The organism is Ralstonia sp. A12 (assembly GCF_000801955.1).
Classification (GTDB): domain Bacteria; phylum Pseudomonadota; class Gammaproteobacteria; order Burkholderiales; family Burkholderiaceae; genus Ralstonia.
The window spans coordinates 77,798-95,227 of record NZ_JSZO01000014.1 but is presented as its reverse complement, the minus strand read 5'-3'; the positions used below and the strand labels follow the sequence as shown (position 1 = coordinate 95,227).

General features: G+C 64.5%; 16 protein-coding genes. 8 read left to right on the top strand and 8 right to left on the bottom strand.

Annotated elements, in window-relative coordinates; translation table 11 throughout:
• Positions 1–92: 92 nt before the first annotated feature.
• Complete coding sequence (locus PI87_RS17395) at positions 93–1,520, top strand: MFS transporter (protein ID WP_039598978.1); 1,428 nt, start codon at positions 93–95, stop codon at positions 1,518–1,520.
• A gap of 3 nt (positions 1,521–1,523) precedes the next feature.
• Here the strand turns inward: PI87_RS17395 and PI87_RS17390 are convergent, their stop codons facing one another.
• The 3 genes from PI87_RS17390 to PI87_RS17380 all read right to left on the bottom strand — a co-directional run bounded on the left by PI87_RS17390 (position 1,524) and on the right by PI87_RS17380 (position 3,893).
• On the bottom strand, positions 1,524–2,165 hold the full coding sequence (locus PI87_RS17390) for a LysE family translocator (RefSeq protein WP_039598977.1): 642 nt from the start codon (positions 2,163–2,165) through the stop codon (positions 1,524–1,526).
• Between the two features lie 58 nt (positions 2,166–2,223).
• Entirely contained in the window at positions 2,224–2,865 is a 642-nt protein-coding gene (locus PI87_RS17385) for a LysE family transporter (protein WP_039598976.1), read from the bottom strand.
• Positions 2,866–2,966: 101 nt separating this feature from the next.
• Entirely contained in the window at positions 2,967–3,893 is a 927-nt protein-coding gene (locus tag PI87_RS17380; protein ID WP_039598975.1) for a LysR family transcriptional regulator, read from the bottom strand.
• Between the two features lie 134 nt (positions 3,894–4,027).
• Between PI87_RS17380 and PI87_RS17375 the strand changes: the two genes are divergently transcribed.
• Complete coding sequence (locus PI87_RS17375) at positions 4,028–5,593, top strand: MFS transporter (RefSeq protein ID WP_039598974.1); 1,566 nt, start codon at positions 4,028–4,030, stop codon at positions 5,591–5,593.
• A gap of 22 nt (positions 5,594–5,615) precedes the next feature.
• On the opposite strand, the gene PI87_RS17370 is transcribed toward PI87_RS17375, so the two are convergent.
• Entirely contained in the window at positions 5,616–6,137 is a 522-nt protein-coding gene (locus PI87_RS17370) for a hypothetical protein (RefSeq protein WP_198139582.1), read from the bottom strand.
• 129 nt (positions 6,138–6,266) lie between these two features.
• Between PI87_RS17370 and PI87_RS17365 the strand changes: the two genes are divergently transcribed.
• The 3 genes from PI87_RS17365 to PI87_RS17355 all read left to right on the top strand — a co-directional run bounded on the left by PI87_RS17365 (position 6,267) and on the right by PI87_RS17355 (position 8,318).
• The gene (locus PI87_RS17365; RefSeq protein ID WP_039598972.1) at positions 6,267–6,782 is read left to right on the top strand and encodes an O-acetyl-ADP-ribose deacetylase; all 516 of its coding nucleotides are present in this window, start codon (positions 6,267–6,269) and stop codon (positions 6,780–6,782) included.
• Between the two features lie 115 nt (positions 6,783–6,897).
• Entirely contained in the window at positions 6,898–7,449 is a 552-nt protein-coding gene (locus tag PI87_RS17360; protein WP_039598971.1) for a TlpA disulfide reductase family protein, read from the top strand.
• Positions 7,450–7,580: 131 nt separating this feature from the next.
• On the top strand, positions 7,581–8,318 hold the full coding sequence (locus tag PI87_RS17355) for a DUF2278 family protein (RefSeq protein WP_039598970.1): 738 nt from the start codon (positions 7,581–7,583) through the stop codon (positions 8,316–8,318).
• Positions 8,319–8,367: 49 nt separating this feature from the next.
• Here the strand turns inward: PI87_RS17355 and PI87_RS17350 are convergent, their stop codons facing one another.
• The 4 genes from PI87_RS17350 to PI87_RS17335 all read right to left on the bottom strand — a co-directional run bounded on the left by PI87_RS17350 (position 8,368) and on the right by PI87_RS17335 (position 14,665).
• Positions 8,368–9,858, bottom strand: a complete 1,491-nt coding sequence (locus PI87_RS17350; protein ID WP_084210000.1) for an FAD-binding oxidoreductase — start codon at positions 9,856–9,858, stop codon at positions 8,368–8,370.
• Between the two features lie 79 nt (positions 9,859–9,937).
• Positions 9,938–11,254 (bottom strand): sigma-54-dependent transcriptional regulator, encoded by a 1,317-nt coding sequence (locus PI87_RS17345; RefSeq protein WP_039598969.1) that lies wholly within the window; start codon positions 11,252–11,254, stop codon positions 9,938–9,940.
• Positions 11,255–11,280: 26 nt separating this feature from the next.
• Positions 11,281–13,200, bottom strand: coding sequence for a sensor histidine kinase (locus PI87_RS17340; protein WP_232314025.1), 1,920 nt, complete (start codon positions 13,198–13,200; stop codon positions 11,281–11,283).
• Between the two features lie 178 nt (positions 13,201–13,378).
• Positions 13,379–14,665: a dicarboxylate/amino acid:cation symporter gene (locus tag PI87_RS17335; protein WP_039598967.1), complete on the bottom strand. Its 1,287-nt coding sequence runs from the start codon at positions 14,663–14,665 to the stop codon at positions 13,379–13,381.
• A gap of 457 nt (positions 14,666–15,122) precedes the next feature.
• Here PI87_RS17335 and PI87_RS17330 point away from each other — a divergent pair, with 457 nt between their 5' ends.
• From PI87_RS17330 to PI87_RS17320, 3 genes are all read left to right on the top strand, one after another.
• Positions 15,123–15,452, top strand: a complete 330-nt coding sequence (locus tag PI87_RS17330) for a (2Fe-2S) ferredoxin domain-containing protein (RefSeq protein WP_039598966.1) — start codon at positions 15,123–15,125, stop codon at positions 15,450–15,452.
• Positions 15,453–15,480: 28 nt separating this feature from the next.
• Positions 15,481–16,128, top strand: coding sequence for an alpha/beta hydrolase (locus tag PI87_RS17325; RefSeq protein ID WP_039598965.1), 648 nt, complete (start codon positions 15,481–15,483; stop codon positions 16,126–16,128).
• Between the two features lie 82 nt (positions 16,129–16,210).
• Positions 16,211–17,413, top strand: coding sequence for a D-alanyl-D-alanine carboxypeptidase family protein (locus PI87_RS17320; protein ID WP_039598964.1), 1,203 nt, complete (start codon positions 16,211–16,213; stop codon positions 17,411–17,413).
• Positions 17,414–17,430 lie beyond the last annotated feature (17 nt).

Below are 17,430 nucleotides of genomic sequence, written 5' to 3'. Positions count from 1 at the left end.
ATACCGGGCGACGCAACGCAAGCCGGTTGTCACAGACAACCTGGCCGCCGCGTCTTGCAGGTATCTGCCCCATTCCCTTGCTGGAGCCCAAGATGAGTTCACCCTCGATTACCGCAGACGATGCCTCGTGGCTCGATCTGTTTCGCGGTGCCAACGCACTGCGCGTGCTGGTGCTGGCCGCCGGCGTGGCGCTGCACGCCATCAACCTCTACCTGACCACGACGATCCTGCCGAGCGTGGTCGACGACATTGGCGGCGTGGCGTTCTATGCGTGGAATACGACGCTGTTCATCGTCGCGTCGATCACCGGGGCGGCGGTGGCGGCGCAGGTGATTCAACACATCGGGCCGCGTGGCGCCTACCTGCTGGGCGCGGCGGTGTTCGGCGGTGGCTCAGCGCTGTGCGCGCTGGCGCCCACCATGCCGGTGCTGCTGGTGGGCCGCGTGCTGCAGGGGCTGGGCGGTGGCGTCCTGCTGTCGGCGCCGTATGTGCTGATGCGCAGCGTGCTGCCCGAACCGTTGTGGCCGCGCGCGCTGGCGCTGCTCTCGGGCATGTGGGGCATTGCGACCCTGCTCGGGCCGGCGGTGGGCGGCATCTTTGCGCAGTACGCGACGTGGCGGCTGGCCTTCTGGTCGCTGGTCGTGCTGATCGCGTTGGCGGCGGCGGCAGCTGTGGTCGTGCTGAAACCGGCGAGCGCGCAGACAGAACGTCCGACGCCGGTGCCTGCACGTCAGCTCGTGCTGCTGGCCGTTGCCGTGGTGGCAGCGTCGTGGGCCAGCGTCAGCGACACGCCTTGGCTGGGCGCACTCGGGTTGATCGCAGCCGCCGTCACGCTGCTGGCGATCCGCCGCGTAGAGATGCGCTCATCGCGCCGCATCCTGCCCGCTGATGCGTACACGGGCCGCACCGCGCTCGCCGCGCTGTATGGCGTGTCTGCGCTGCTGGCGGTCACGGTCACCTGCACGGAGATCTTCGTGCCGCTGTTCCTGCAGCGGCTGCACGGGCAGAGCCCGCTGATGGCCGGTTACATCGCCGCCACGGCGTCGGCCGGCTGGACGCTGGGCGCCATCCTGAGCGCTGCGTTGCGCGAGGCGTCGGTCACGCGCGTGATCCGCGTGGCGCCATGGGCGTGCGCACTGGGCCTGCTGGTGCTGGCGACGCTGGTGCCGATGGGCGCGGGCAACCTGTGGATCACCGCGCTGATCATCGTTGCGCTTACGTTGGTGGGATTGGGCGTGGGCGTTGTATGGCCGCACCTGGGCAACCGGATCATGACGACAGCGCCGGCAGAAGACCATGACCGCGCATCGGCGTCGATCGTGACAGTGCAGTTGGTGGCGACGGCGCTGGGGGCAGCGCTGGGCGGGGTGGTGCTCAACACGCTGGGCACGACCGGCCCGGCACCGGATCTGGGTACCGCATCGCGCTGGCTGTTCCTGCTGTTTGCGGTAGCGCCAGTCGGCGCGTTGGTGATTGCGCGTGCGGGGCTCGGCGCGCGGCCAGCCCCACAGGCGCATTGAAGATCAGGCAGTCTGCCGTTTCATGAAGAACAGCGCGGCACCCAGGCCCATCAGCGTGCCGCCGAACACGCGGCGCTGCCAACGCAGCGCGCGCGGATTGCGAAACACGCGTTGCGCACGCTCGGCCAGCAACGCATAGCCATGCAGGACCACCAGGTCGATACACACCATGGTTGCCGCCAGGATGCAGAGTTGCTGCAGCAGCGGCCGGGCCGGATCAATGAACTGCGGCAGCACGGCCGCCATGAACACGATGCCCTTGGGGTTCGTCAGGTTGGTCAGCAGCCCGGTCAGGAAACGGCGGCGTGCGCTGCTGCCTGACGCCTGCCCTGATTCACCTTCTGCGGTCTGGCCGATCCGGATGGGCGCGCGCCACTGCATGACGCCCAGATAGATCAGATACAACGCGCCGACGATCTTGACCGCCATGAAGGCGTGCTCGGAGGCCACCAGCACCGCGCCCAGCCCTGCACCCGCCACGAACAGGATGGCGACCATCCCGATCTCCATCCCCGCAATCGTCACCGAGGTGCGACGCATGCCGTGCGTCAGGCCATGGCTCATGCACAAGATCACGCCGGAACCGGGCGCGATGGCCGTGACGGTTGTCGCAACGAAGAACGCCAGCCAGACCTGAAATGTCATGAGGGGCTCCTTTGCCGGAATGCAGGGGCGTGCAGGGGTGATACGGGGTGACCGCCAATCAGTTGGTCTGACGCTTCACGAAAAACAGCGCAGCCCCGATGCTCATCAGCATGCCGCCGAAGAAGCGGCTCTGCCAGCGCAGCGCACGCGGATTGCGGAACAGGCGTTGCGCGCGCGAGGCCAGCAGCGCATAGCCATGCATGACGATCAGGTCGACGAACACCATCGTGGCCGCCAGGATGCCCAACTGCGACAGCAGCGGCTTGGCCGGATCAATGAACTGCGGCAGCACGGCCACCATGAACAGGATGCCCTTCGGGTTCGTCAGGTTGGTCAGCAGACCGACCAGGAAGCGACGATGCGCGCTGCTGCCGGAAACCTTGACCGGTTCGCCTTCGGCCGGCTTGTTGATCTGGATGGGCGTGCGCCACTGCACGATGCCCAGATAGATCAGATACATCGCGCCAACGATCTTGATGGCCGTAAAGGCGTGCTCAGATGCAATCAACAGCGCGCCCAGCCCGGCACCCGCGATGAACAGGATCACCACGATGCCCAGCTCCAGCCCGGCAATCGTGACCGACGTGCGGCGCACGCCATGCGTCAGGCCGTGGCTCATGCACAGGATCGCGCCCGACCCTGGCGAAATGGCGATTACCCAGGCGGCCAGAAAAAACGCCAGCCAGACTTGCAACGTCATGATGGTTCCCCGTGATGTGATGTGGAGCGGCAAAGCGGAAGACGACGATTGTGCACCGGCTGCGGCCGGCGCGCTTGAGCCTAATTGTTTGAGCACCGTGCCTAGACGGGATCGTCAACTGCTCGCGGATTCATCAGCGCTGGGATATGGGCTACGAGCGCATCGATGGCAACCCGAGTCTTGCAGCGCAGATGGCGCACCTGCGGCCATACCGCATGGATTTCCTGGGAGCGAACACGGTAGCTCTCCAGAACTGGAACCAATTCTCCGCGCTGTACGTATCTGGCCAGCAGCCAACTCGGTAGCCAGGCCAGACCGTAGCCGTCGACGGCGGCGGCGGCGACTGCCTGAACGTCATCCATACTGATCTGCGCCCGTACACCCAGTCGCTGGGCGTCGTCACCGGCAGCTTGTGCGTCCCACGGCGTGATGACACCCGAGTGAGACCGGGTGATCCCGGTGTGCCCATCCAGCGCCTCCAGGCTGCCTGGAATGCCGTGTTGCGACAGATAGGCGGGAGACGCACCGATGCCGACGTGCTGCGTCCCCAAATGTCGGGCCGCCAGCGCACCGCTGTCCTGCAGTGTGCCGATCCGGACGGCAAGGTCGAAGCCTTCTTCGATCAGGTCCACGTACCGATCACTGAACGATAGATCAATGTGCAGTTGCGGATAGCGGCGCGTCAGCCCAAGCAGGATCGGCGCGACGCACAGATGCCCGAAGGCTTCGGGCACGCTCACCCGCAGTCGACCCGTGGGCTCCACGCGGCCGTTGTCGAGGTCGGCCTCCGCAGCATCCAGTTCCGTTAGCGCACGCACGCAGCGCTCGTAGTATCCCTGCCCCTCTGCCGTCAGGACCTGGTGACGTGTGTTGCGCTGGAGCAGTCGGACACCGAGCCGCGCTTCCAAACGGGCAATCGCCTTACCAACGGCCGAGCGCGTCAGGCCGAGCCGCTCCGCTGCGGGCGCAAATCCGCCCGCTTCGACGACCTGCACGAACGTTGCAACCCCATCCAGCTTGTCTTGCATTGCTACCCCAATTGATTCCCTCAAGGATCACTATATGGGAATTTTTTAGGCCAATACGGGAAATTTATTCCCATAGACTGTGCTGCGGTGTAGGAAGCCAGACACCGTTTCCTAAATCTCGGAGTGAAACAGCCATGCAGGCGCATGACATCGAGCAGCCATCCCGGCCGCAGACAGACCATCCCTTTGCCGCGCGCAACACTGTGGCGCTACTGGCCGTGTGCCTGGCCGCCCTGATGTTCGGGCTGGAGATTTCCAGCGTGCCGGTGATCCTGCCCACGCTTGAAGTGGTGCTGCAGGGCGATTTCAGCGGCATCCAGTGGATCATGAATGCCTACACCATCGCCTGCACCGCGGTATTGATGGCCACGGGAACGCTGGCGGACCGCTATGGCCGCAAGCGCGTATTTCTCTACACGATCGCGCTGTTTGGCATCGCTTCGCTGCTGTGCGGCCTGGCGTGGAATACGCCCATCCTGATCGCCAGCCGCTTCTTGCAAGGCGCGAGTGGTGGCGCGATGCTCATTTGCCTCGTGGCGATCCTCTCGCACCAGTTTCCCGAAGGCGCCGAACGCGGCAAAGCGTTTGGCGCCTGGGGGGTCGTCTTCGGCGTCGGACTCGGGTTCGGACCCCTGATCGGTGGCCTGATCGTCGCCATGTCCAGCTGGAAGTGGGTCTTCTGGGTGCATGTCTTCATCGCGGCGCTGACATTCGGCCTGGCCATCGTTGGCGTGCGCGAATCGCGTGATCCGCACACAAGAAGATTGGACCTGGCTGGCATCGTCACGCTGTCCCTCACGGTGCTGGGGCTTGCCTACTTCGTGACGCAGGGCGCCGACACGGGATTCGGTAGTGCTTCCGCCCTGAGCACTATCGTGGCGAGTGCCACCAGCTTCGTGCTGTTCCTTGTCGTGGAAATGCGCGCCGCGCACCCGATGTTCGACTTCTCGGTATTCCGGGTGCGCAACTTCTCGGGCGCGTTACTTGGCTCAGCGGGCATGAACTTCAGTTTCTGGCCGTTCATCATCTATCTGCCCATTTACTTCCAGAGTGCGCTGGGACAAGGCGCGGCGGCCGCAGGCGTGTCGCTGCTGGCCTATACCTTGCCGACGCTGGTGTTCCCCCCCATCGGCGAGCGGCTGGCGTTGCGCTACCGACCGGGCATCGTCATTCCTGTCGGCTTGTTCGTCATCGGGCTGGGGTTCTTCCTGATGCTTGCCGGCAGCAGCATCGATCAGGCGAGCTGGCTGACCGTGCTGCCAGGCTGCCTGCTGGCTGGCGCGGGCTTAGGCATCACCAATACGCCTGTGACCAACACCACCACGGGCTCGGTGTCGAGCGCCCGCGCGGGTATGGCGTCAGGCATCGACATGAGCGCCCGCATGATCTCTCTGGCCATCAACATTGCCTTGATGGGGTTTCTGCTGGTGCAAGGCGTGTTGCGACACCTGCAAACCGTACTGGCCACACCGGCCGATACGGTGTCTTGGCGCGCGCTGGCCAACCGTATCGCGTCCGGGAATTTGCATGATGCTGCCGCTAGTGCAGGGGTACCCATGTCCCCAGAGGCAGTGGAGGCCATTGGCCGCGCGGCGCTAGTGCACGGCTTCGGCTGGATCATGCTCTACGGCGGCATCGCTGTCTGGGTGCTCGCTGCGGCAAGCTTCCTGGTCTTCTCCGGCAGAAAGCCACAACCCTGACCTTCGGCGGGCACCGGTCGAACTAGTAGGGATGGAAGCTGGCGAGGAACTGGTCGACTTGCTCCTGCTGGCGCACATCCCGCGCGGCATCGCCCGATTCCAGTACGACTGCTTGGTAGGCGTGTTTGCCGGTGGCGACCACGCGGGCGGTCAGGCGACGCGGTGCGGGGTCGTCACCACCGGCGCCCTGGGCGACCAGCTCAACGGCCGGCAGGGACAACGGTGGCTGCGCAGCCGTCTTCACGGCGATGTCGCGCACGGCCACGTTGCCCTTGAGGTTGGCGGACAGCCCTGCGCGCAGCGCATCCACCGCTTGCTGGCGCCAGGCCGGATCATCCGCCGGCAACACCACCACGCCGATGGCGAACAGCGTGCCGTCGATGCTGGCGGCCTGCATGGTCATCGGCAGGCGCTGGCCGTTGATGGTGACGGGGCGGGCCTCGGCGGTGGGCTTGGCTGGGTAGTCGACGATGTAAGCGCCCTCGTCGGAGTGCACGGTACGCCAGTCGTACTTGGGCGAACACGCCATCAGCAATACGCACATCGCCACGCCTAAACCATTCCGCCAACCTGCCGTTGTTGTGACTACCACGCCGCCTCCGTCTTGTTTTATTGGGTCACCAGCGGCCTATTATCGGACAGAGACCGCCGCCTCATCCCCAAGGACAGCGCCATGCCTCCCCTGACCACCACCCTGCGAGCCCTGCGCGGCGACATCACGACGCTCGACTGCGATGCCATCGTCAACGCCGCCAACAGCTCGCTGCTGGGCGGAGGCGGCGTGGACGGCGCCATCCACCGCGCCGCCGGGCCGGAACTGCTGGAGGCGTGTCGCGCACTTCACGGCTGCCGCACCGGGGAGGCCAAGCTCACGCCAGGCTTCGGCCTGCCCGCGCGCTACGTTACCCACACCGTCGGCCCGATCTGGTGCGGCGGCCGGCAGGACGAGGCGACGTTGCTGGCTGCCTGCTATCGCAACAGCCTGGCGCTTGCCCGGCAGCACGGCGTGCGCACCATCGCATTTCCGTGTATCAGCACCGGCGTGTACGGTTTCCCACCGCAACTGGCCGCGCCGATTGCCGTGCGCATGGCGCGCGAGCACGGCATGGGTCTCGACGAGATCACGTTCTGCTGTTTCTCCACGGCCGACCTGACGCTCTACGAAGCCGCGCTCGGCAACGGCAAGTGACGCATCGCAAGTGACACGCAGACCGCAATAGACAGAATGTCGCAGCGGACCAGCGGGCTCAACGCGGCGGGCCTACAATAGATGTTTGTTTCCCATTTCCGGAGCCGTTGCCGATATGGCCTCGACCCTGACCTCTTCTGCCGCCGCGCCCGCTGCCTCTTCCGGCCGCCGCTGGCTGCTGCCCGTGATCGTGCTGGTGCTGGCGGTTGCCGGCTGGTTTGGCTGGCGTGCGTTCTCGCCGTCGCAACACGTACCGGCGGCCACCTTCACACTGCTCGACGGGCAGAAGCTGTCCACGCAAGACTTGAAGGGCAAGGTCTACCTCGTCAACTTCTGGGCGACGAGCTGCACCACGTGCGTCAAGGAAATGCCCAACATGATCCAGACGTACAACAAGTACAAGGGCCAGGGCCTGGAGTACGTGGCCGTGGCGATGAGCTACGACGCGCCGATGTACGTGATGAACTTCAGCCAGACACGCCAGTTGCCCTTCAAGGTGGCGATGGACGCCGACGGCTCCGCCGCCAAGGCCTTCGGTGACGTGCAGCTCACCCCCACCACCTTCCTGGTCGACCGTGACGGCCGCATCCTCAAGCGCTACGTGGGCGAGCCGGAGTGGGCGTCGTTCGATACGCTGCTGAAGGACACACTGGGCAAACAGGCCTGAGTGCTCCCGCCCAATCAAAACGCCCGGTCGATGCCGGGCGTTTTTGTTTGTGAGCGAGGCGCATTCCACACAAAGTTCACGCAGCGCTGCTGCAATGGCAGTCCCTGAACGAACCATGAGAGCGCAATCGCATGGCCAATCATTACTGCATGTTCAAGGGCAAGCTGAAATTTGGCGTGCCCTACCTCGACGGCTACAACGGCAACCCGCACTACGCGATCGTGGTGGAGGCGCCGGATGGCTCGGAGTTTGTCGTGCTCGCCAACGTGAAGTCCGATTCGACCATGCCCGGCGCCGGTGAAGCCGGTTACCACGTGCTCTATCAGTGGACGGCCGATTTCAAGCTGCCGATCACGAGCGACCTCGCTGCGCTGGAGCCTGGGCTGCATCAGGATGGATTCTCGCGCCTGGACTACGTGCGAGACGAAGGCCTGGTCGACTTTCCGAACATGCAGCCGATCGCGCTCGACACTGCAACCGCGCACAACGACATCAACGCGCTGGTCGACACCATGCTCACGCTCGACCGCACCGCCACCCCGATCGACTACGTCTATCACGGCAGCTCCGGCGACGACGACCGCAAGGGCTGGCCACCGCGCGCTGACGTGACGGTGTACGGCTTCGGCTACCTGTTCGAGCCGCAGCACAACGGCCTGCACGAAACGCACATGAACCAGGGCAACCCGGTCGTCCACCAGCCCGGCGTGAAAGACCATTCGCGTGAAAACGGCGCACAGCAAGACGGCGCCGTCATCGTGGAAATCGACGGTCAGTTTCAGGCGCTATTCATCGCGTTCCAGACGCAGCGGATTCCGACGGATGATCGCGGATATCCGGTGCCGGGGGCCAAGCCGATTCTTGGCTGAATGCCCAAAAAAAACGCCCGGTGGATGCCGGGCGTTCGAACTGAGCCGCTTAACTCAACTCACGTGAGGGCGGACCGTATTTGTCCCACAGCCTGTTGCGGAATCGGTTCTCCGGATCCAAGCGCGCCTTGAGTGCGAGCAACTGCAGAGCCCTCGGATACGCGCGTGCGAACTGCTCCGGCGTTGCGTGCAGTTGGTACGGCAAGTAGTACGTCCCGCCCAATGCAAGCGCCGCATCGATCAACGCGCGCGTCCAAACACCAACCCGCTTCTGGTCGGCTGGTGACACACCTTGCCAGTAGTACAACACGAACGAAAAGACGTCCTCTCGCGCCCAAGCCAACCACGAGCCCGGGTCGGCCGGCGCATGGCGAATCGAGATGTTGATCGCGTGAGCATGATGGCTCCGCAAGATTGCGGCGATGCGCGGCACAAAGGCATCGAACTGCGCGATCGGTATGAAATATTCCTGAAGCGCGTAGAGGCTCCCTCCCGCCGCCAACGCGCCAAGTGACGCCACGTCGAGACTGGCCTCGTAATTGCGCCGCACCACGGGATGGCTGAGATAGCGCAGTGGATCCACCACATCCTTGCGAACCATATCGCCGCCGGGGAGCTTGGCAATGCCCCACATGACAGCTTGATCGACCTTGTAGGACTGCCCCGGCGAGACCAACCGGTCGCGAACCGTCAGCGGCTTGTCGGTCTGGGACCAGGTGACCGCACTGGCCTGATCGAAGTGAGGCGGCGCCAGGTCAGCGTTGTGCATGACAACCTGCGAATTTCCTCGCACCTGTTCTCGAAAAAATGCCGGATAGCGGCTCGCAGGCATGCGATGCACATGGCGCTCCATCACCACGTTAGGCACCAAATCCAGTTCCGCCTCAGTGATGACGCCGATCGCTCCATAGCCGCCAATTGCGGCATGAAACAGATCGGCGTTGTTCGTTCGTGAAGCCTCGACCAATGAACCGTCTGCAAGCGCCAACTGAATCGCGCGCACCGAGTTGATGACCGGACCAGCGCCGACATAGCGTCCGTGCGCGTTCACAGACAAGGCGCCACCGACCGTGAAGTTGGCATAGCTCTGCATGATCTTCACCGACAGATCGTCGGGATCGATCACGGATTGCAGATCGCGCCAGCGCATGCCGGTCTGCACGCGAACCACCTTGCTCCCGGGGTCATAGCGGACCACGCGGTTGAGCTGCCGCATGTCCAAGTGCAGGCTATGCTCGGCGGCAATCTGCCCGCCCATGCTATAGCGGGCGCCCCCAATACTGATTGGACCAGACCACCCGGCAATCGCCTGACGGATGTCATCCGTGGTCCGTGGAGCGAGCTGCCGGTCGACCCATGTCGGGTTGAGGCCCGTCACGTCATTGATCAACACGCCCGAGGAGGTTGACCACGACGGCAATGGGCGCAACGCAGAAAGCGCCACGCCAGCCGCAGCCGCCTGCAACAGCCGACGGCGCGCTGGGTCAGAGGGCGCAGCCGAAACGCGTACGCTCGTCGACTCCGGGTCGTTCTGCTCCATCCCCTCTCCTCTTCTGCACACGCACGGCGCGGCGGCTTCTTTTTCTGGATGCGGTACGGCCGATGATCAGCGCGTAGCGTTACAACCCATACCGCTTGATCTTGTCGTACAGCGTTGCACGGCCCACCTGCAGGATGTCCGCCGCCTGGTGCACCGAGCCGCCGGTGCGCGCCAGCGTTTCAGCAATCACCGTACGCTCGTAGCGCTCTACGCGTTCCTTGAGCGGCATACCGTCTTCCGAGGCATCCGTCACCACCGGCGTGCGGCCGACGCCAAGCACCAGGCGGTCCGCCGCGTTGCGCAGTTCACGCACATTGCCGGGCCAGCTCGATTGCATCAGCTCGTGGCGCTGGCGCTCGGCCAGCATCGGCAGCGGGCGCTGATAGCGCACAGCAGCTTCGAGCAGGAAGTGCTCGAACAGCGGGATGATGTCTTCGCGGCGCTCGCGCAGCGGCGGCAGGTCGATGGCGACCACGTTCAGGCGGTAGTACAGATCGCGCCGGAAACCGCCCGCGTCGATCAGCGCTTCCATGTCGCCTTTGGCAGCCGCCACGATACGCACGTCGATGCGCACTGAAGCATTCGAGCCCAAGCGCTCCAGCGCGCCTTCTTGCAGCACACGCAGCAGCTTCACCTGCAGCGCGATCGGCATGCTCTCGATCTCGTCGAGGAACAGCGTGCCGCCCGAGGCGTGTTCCAGCTTGCCGATGCGCCGCTTGCCCGCGCCGGTGAACGCGCCGGCTTCGTGGCCGAACATCTCGCTCTCGAAAATCGCCTCGGGCACCGCGCCGCAATTCAGCGCGATAAACGGCTTGTCGTGACGCGGCGACAGCATGTGCAGGCTGCGCGCAACCAGCTCCTTGCCCGTGCCGGTCTCGCCGTTGATGAGCACCGGCGCGTCAGTGGTTGCCACGTTCTCGATCAGCGCGCGTACGGCGCCCATCGCCGGTGAACGTCCGATGATGCGCGTGCCTGCTGCCGGCCCGGCCAACTCGCGGCGCAGCGCGCGGTTTTCCAGCTCCAGCGCGCGGCGCTCAACGGCGCGGCGCACGGTCTCGGTCAGGCGCTCGGCGGGGAACGGTTTCTCGATGAAGTCGAACGCGCCGTCGCGCATCGCCTGCACGGCCATGGTGATGTCGCCGTGGCCGGTGACGAGCACTACCGGGATGCCCGTGCCGAATGACTGGCAATGCGCGAGCACATCCATGCCACTGGCGCCCGGCAGGCGCAGGTCGCTCACCACCACGCCGGGGAAATTCGCGTCGATCTTGCCAACGGCTTCTTCGGCGCTGCCGAACGCCTGCACGTTGAAGCCGGCCAGCTCCAGGCTCTGCGCGGTAGCCTGGCGTACAGGCGGGTCATCTTCGATGAAGAGAACGTTCAAGCCTTCGGACATGGGTCGTATGCGTAGAAAAAAACCAATCAGGATGCCGCAGCAGACGCAACTTCCGCGCGTACCAGTGTCAGCGTAAATTGCGCCCCGCCGCCCGGCACGTTCGCGGCCGACAGCGAGCCGCCAAAGTCGCGCGCGATGCTGGTGGAGATTGCCAGCCCGAGGCCCAGCCCCTGGCCGATCTCCTTGGTGGTGAAGAACGGCTCAAACAGATGCGGCATGGCGTCGGGCGGAATGCCGGCGCCATTGTCGCGCACGGCAATGCTCAACTGCGACGGTGCGCCTTCTGCGGGGCCAATGTCGATGTCGATGCGGCCTGGGCGCTCGGTGTCGCTGGCGCCGAGCGCGTCAAGCGCATTGCCGATCAGGTTGATGAGGACCTGCTCCAGCTTCAGTTCATCGGCGCGGACGATGGCTTCGACTTCGGGCACGCGCCAATGCAGTTCGAGCCGCACGTCGCCCAGGCGCGGGCGCAGCAGCGCCAGCGAGTGATCGAGCGCCACGCGCACCTGCACGTCGCTGTGCTTACGGCGTGAGCGGCCTGCGAACAGTTTGAGCTGCGCGGTGATCTTGCCCATGCGCTCGGTCAGGTCGGCAATGGCCTGCAGGTTGTCAGTGGCGGCGCCGTGCTGACCGCGCTCCAGCAGGATGCGCGTGTTGTCGGAGAACGTGCGCAGCGCCGCCAGCGGCTGGTTCAGCTCGTGCGTGATGCCGGCGGCCATCTGACCCAGCGCGGCAAGCTTGCTGGCCTGCACGAGTTCGTCCTGCGTGGCGCGCAGTTCAGCCTCGGCGCGCGTGCGGTCGACGATCTCGTGCTGGAGCTGCTCGTTGGTGGCCATCAGGTCGGCGGTGCGGTCTTCGACGCGGCGTTCGAGCTGGTCATACGCGGTTTCGAGCATCCTTCGGCTGCGCAGCATTTCCATCATGCGCAGACGGCGCTGGCGCCAGTAGAACAGCAGCAGGCACGCAAACGCGAACGCAAACGCGGCAGCCACTGTAGCGCTGCGCGCGGCACTCATCACCGGATCAACGGGGGTGAGGTACATCAGCGTCCAGTCGGGTTCGACCAGATCGCGCGAGACCTGCAGATAGCGTGTGGCGTTGAGCCGCTCGCCGATGCGCACAAGCTCTGCGCCCTCTGGCAGGCGCCCCGTCAACCGCAGGAATGCAGGCGCCTCGGGCTGCAGCGGCAGCGGCGTGATCTGCTTGCGGTAGTACTGACGCGTCGCCTCAAGCTGTGCCTGCAGATGCGGTGTCAAGGGCTCAACCGTGCGGTACTGCCATGCGGGAACGGATGAGAGGAAGATCACGCCGTTCTCGTCGGCCACCATCACCGGTTCAGACGCATCGTGGCTTGCACGCCCGAACCATTCGAGGTTGAGCTTGACCACCGTCACGCCGATCACGCGGCCATCCTGCATGACCGGCTGCGAAATGTAGTAACCCGGCTCCTCACGCGTAATGCCAATGCCGTAGAAGCGCCCGACGTGGCCCGCCGCCGCCTGCTGAAAATACGGCCGGAACAGGTATTCCGCGCCGACAAAACTGTCGGGCTGGTTGTAGTTGGATGCGGCCATTGCCCGCCCGCTGGGGGCGATCACATACGTGGCGGTCGCGTGCGCACGATCATTGACTTCGCGCAGGTAGCGGTTGGCGCGCTCAACGTTGGCGAGCGTCGGATTGGCCAGCAGATCGTGGATGAACGGATGCAGCGCCACCAGCGCCGGCAGGTATTCGTAGCGGTCGAGCGTGCTCTTGAGGTTGGCGGCGTAGCGGTCCACCCGGCCGCCGGCGGCTTGTTGCGCCTGCGCCAGGCCCCGATTCCACGTCACCACAAAGGTGGTCGCACACACCACCGTCATCAGCACCAGGAGCCCAGCGGCCACCAGCCACCAGAACCCGCGTCGCGAGCCGGAAGCGCTGGTGAATGAGAAATCGGGATCGGACATCGGCTGGAGGTCGGCGGCGGAAATTCCTGCCTTGTCTTCCAGTGCTGCGCTGTCCGTTCGGGCCGTCGTGCGCGTCACGAGGCGCTCCAAATAAGAAGCGGGGCCGTCTGGAAGACAGGCCCCGCAATCATACGCGTTCAGCCGGTGGCACCCGCAGGTGCCCACCAGGGCTGATCGATCAGGCTGCCGGAGCGGCCGGCACGCTTTCGCCGCGCTTGCCCGACATCACCTGGGCCAGCTTGCTGCGGTCCAGCTCACGTTCCCACGCCGAGATCACCACGCAGGCCACGCCGTTGCCGGTGATGTTGGTCAGCGCACGGCACTCGCTCATGAAGCGGTCGATACCGAGGATCAGCACCATGCCCGCCACCGGAATGTCCGGCACCACGGCCAGCGTTGCCGCCAGCGTAATGAAGCCCGCACCGGTGATGCCCGATGCGCCCTTCGACGTCAGCATGGCAACGGCCAGGATGGTCAGTTGCTGCGTCCAGGTCAGTTCGATGTTCAGCGCCTGCGAGATGAAGATCACCGCCATCGTCATGTAGATGTTGGTGCCGTCCAGGTTGAACGAATACCCGGTCGGGACCACCAGGCCCACCACCGACTTCGAGCAGCCCAGCTTCTCCATCTTTTCCATCAGGTGCGGCAGCGCCGATTCCGACGAGCTGGTGCCCAGCACGATCAGCAGCTCTTCCTTGATGTACGCCACAAAACGGAAGATGTTGAAGCCCGTCAGCTTGGCGATCGTGCCCAGCACCACCACCACGAAGATGATGGCCGTCAGGTAGAACGTGCCGACCAGCTTGAGCAGCGGCACCAGCGAAATCACGCCGTACTTGCCGATGGTGAACGCCATGGCGCCAAAGGCACCGATCGGGGCCACACGCGTGATGACGTGCACGATACGGAAGAACACGTGCGAGATCTGGTCGATGAAGTCCGTCACCATCTGCGCACGGTCACCCATGGCCGAGAGCGCACCACCAAACAACAGCGCGATCAGCAGGATCTGCAGGATGTCGCCCTTGGCAAACGCATCCACCACCGTGCTCGGAATGATGTTCAGCAGGAAATCAACCGTGCTGGCCGAGTGCGCCTTGGCGGCGTATTGGGCCACGGCCTTGGCGTCGATGGTGTTCACATCCACGTTGAAGCCCGAGCCCGGGTTGAAGATGTGGCCAGCGGCCAGACCGATGATCAGCGCGAAGGTCGAGACCACCTCGAAGTAAAGCAGCGCCTTGCCGCCCACGCGGCCCACCTTCTTCATGTCGCGCATGCCGGCAATACCGGAGACGACCGTACAGAAGATGATCGGCCCGATCACCATCTTGATCAGTTGGATGAAGCCATCGCCCAGCGGCTTCATCTTCACCGCGAGTTCGGGCGAGTAATGGCCCAGCAGAACGCCGACGACGATAGCCGTCAGCACCTGTACATACAGGATTTTGTAGAACGGTTTTTTCATGTCTTCCTCGAGTGTCACAGACCGGCCGTGCGCTCAACTGCTCGCCCGGTCCGACCCGCCCTGGTGTGGTCTCTCTCCTGCCTCGCTACGCCGACTACATGGACGCAAGCGGCGTTTCCCGCGGCAGGGCGTTCTTTATTGCAAGGGCTATGCCAGTGTTAATTTCCTTGACCAACAACCCGCCAGCCCTTGTGCCACCTAGTGCCAGCTTGGTGTGCTTACGATGGCACCCGGCCTACCCGTCGTCAATCCCGGAATCCGCGCACACGGGCGTCCAGACATCTGGAAAACGTGTTGCAACGCAGCATCGCGCAGGCATATTGCGGCGTCACCCGAAGGAAGGGTCACCTTGGGGCCGTATAATGCCGGCTCGTTACGCAAATCCACATGTGTGCCGGCGCCAGGAAGCCATTCACGTCCTGCCCGCGCACCGTCACCACCTCCGCGCAGTCCGCCCATGAGCAGCCACTACCAGCACCACGTTTTCTTCTGCCTGAATGAACGCGAGGACGGCTCGCGCTGCTGCGCCGATTTTGGCGCCAAGTCCATGCAGGAATACGCCAAGAAGCGCTGCAAGGAACTCGGCATCAACGGCGAAGGCCGCGTGCGCATCAACAAGGCCGGTTGCCTGGACCGCTGCGAACTCGGCCCGGTGATGGTGGTCTACCCCGAGGCCGTCTGGTACACCTTTGTCGACAAAGACGACATCGACGAGATCATCCAGAGCCATCTGATTGAAGGCAAACCGGTTGAACGGTTGATGGTCGACCGCCCTGCCAACGCGTGAGCCAGCGCTTTACTGCATCCGCCTTTCCATGAACGTGCATACCGAAGAACGCCTGATCCCCGGCCCCGTCGGACAGATCGACCTGTCGATCGACCTGCCGGACACCGCCCCGCGCGGTCTGGCACTGATTGGGCATCCGCATCCGCTGTTTGGCGGCACCAAGGACAACAAGGTCGCGCAGACGCTCGCACGCACCTTCGTCGGCCTCGGCTACGTGACAGTGCGCCTGAACTTCCGTGGCGTAGGCAAGACCGAAGGCACACACGACAACGGCATCGGCGAGCAGGATGACATGCTGGCCGTGCTGGACTGGATGCGTATGCAGACCGCATGGTCGGCCGACGTGGCCACGCTGCCGCTGGCGCTGGGCGGCTTCTCGTTCGGCAGCTTTGTGGTGTCGCAAGTGGCGCGCCGCCTGACCGAGGCCGGCACACCGGCAGAACGCCTGGCGCTGGTCGGCACCGCCACCTCACGCTGGGACGTGGCGCCGGTGCCCCCCGACACCATCATCATCCACGGCGAGCAGGACGATACCGTTCCGCTCATCGACGTACTCAACTGGGCGCGCCCACAGGAATTGCCTGTCATCGTCATTCCGGGCGCCGATCATTTCTTCCACCGCAAGCTGCATCTGATCAAGCAGCTCATTACCGGCGCCTGGGCGCCACGGCCGTAACGCTCACCCGTTGATTTTCCGGATGCCGCGCCTCCCCCGGTGCGCGGTGTCATTGAACTCCAAGCAGACCGCAGGACCCGACATGCAGACCCGCTTCGCCCATTTCACGCCCTTCGCCCTCCATTCCGTCGCCGCCTCCGCTGTGGCTGCCGCCGTGCTGGTCACCGCGCTGCCTGCCGCGGCACAGCCCGTGCCCGCCCCGCAAGTTGCGGCCCGCTCGTGGATGCTGACCGACGTGACTAGCGGCCAGGTGCTCGGCGGCGCCAACATGGACGAGCGCATCGAGCCCGCCTCGCTCACCAAGCTGATGACGGCCTACCTGGTCTTCGAAGCCGTGCGCGACGGCAAGCTCAAGTACGACCAGATGATCACGCCCACCGAGACCGTGCGCACCGTCAAAACCGACGAATCGCGCATGTTCCTGCAGCCGGGCAAGCCCGCTTCGGTGCGTGAGATGACGCAAGGCCTGATCGTGCAGTCGGGTAACGATGCAGCACTCGTGCTGGCCGAAGCCGTGGGCGGCACGGAGACCAACTTCGTGATGCTGATGAACCGCGAAGCGCAGCGCCTGGGCATGAAGAACACGCACTTCGCCAACGCCGCTGGCCTGCCTGACCCGAACCACTATTCCACCGCACGTGATCTTTCGATCCTGACGTCGGCGCTGATCAAAGATTTCCCGCAGGACTACAAGTTCTATTCGCAGAAGGAATTCACCTATAACAACATTAAGCAGCCCAACCGCAACCGCCTGCTGTGGCTCGACCCGACCGTTGACGGCGGCAAGACCGGCCACACCAAGTCGGCCGGGTACTGCCTCGTCACGTCGGCCAACCGCCCGCTGCCGGATGTACCTGGTGCGAATCGCCGCCTGCTGTCGGTCATCATCGGTACCAAGAGCGACGGTATCCGCACGCAGGAAAGCCTGAAGGTCCTGAACTACGGTTACCAGTTCTTCGACACCGTGCGCCTGTACCAGGCCCAGCAGCCGCTGCAGACACCTGACGTGTACAAGGGCCAGGCCAAGACCGTGAAGCTGGGCGTGGCGGAAGACAAGTGGATCACCGTGCCCAAGGGCGCGGGCGCGCGCCTCAAGCCGGTGCTCGAGCGCAAGGACCCGCTGATCGCCCCGATCGCGCAAGGCCAGCAGGTTGGCACGGTCAAGGTGATGGACGGCTCGACCGTGGTGTCGGAATTCCCGGTGGTGGCGCTGGAAGCCGTGCCGGAAGCCGGCTTCGTGGGCCGCACGATCGACGCGGTCAAGCTGTGGTTTAAAAAGAAGTAGTCGACCCCATTTACTTC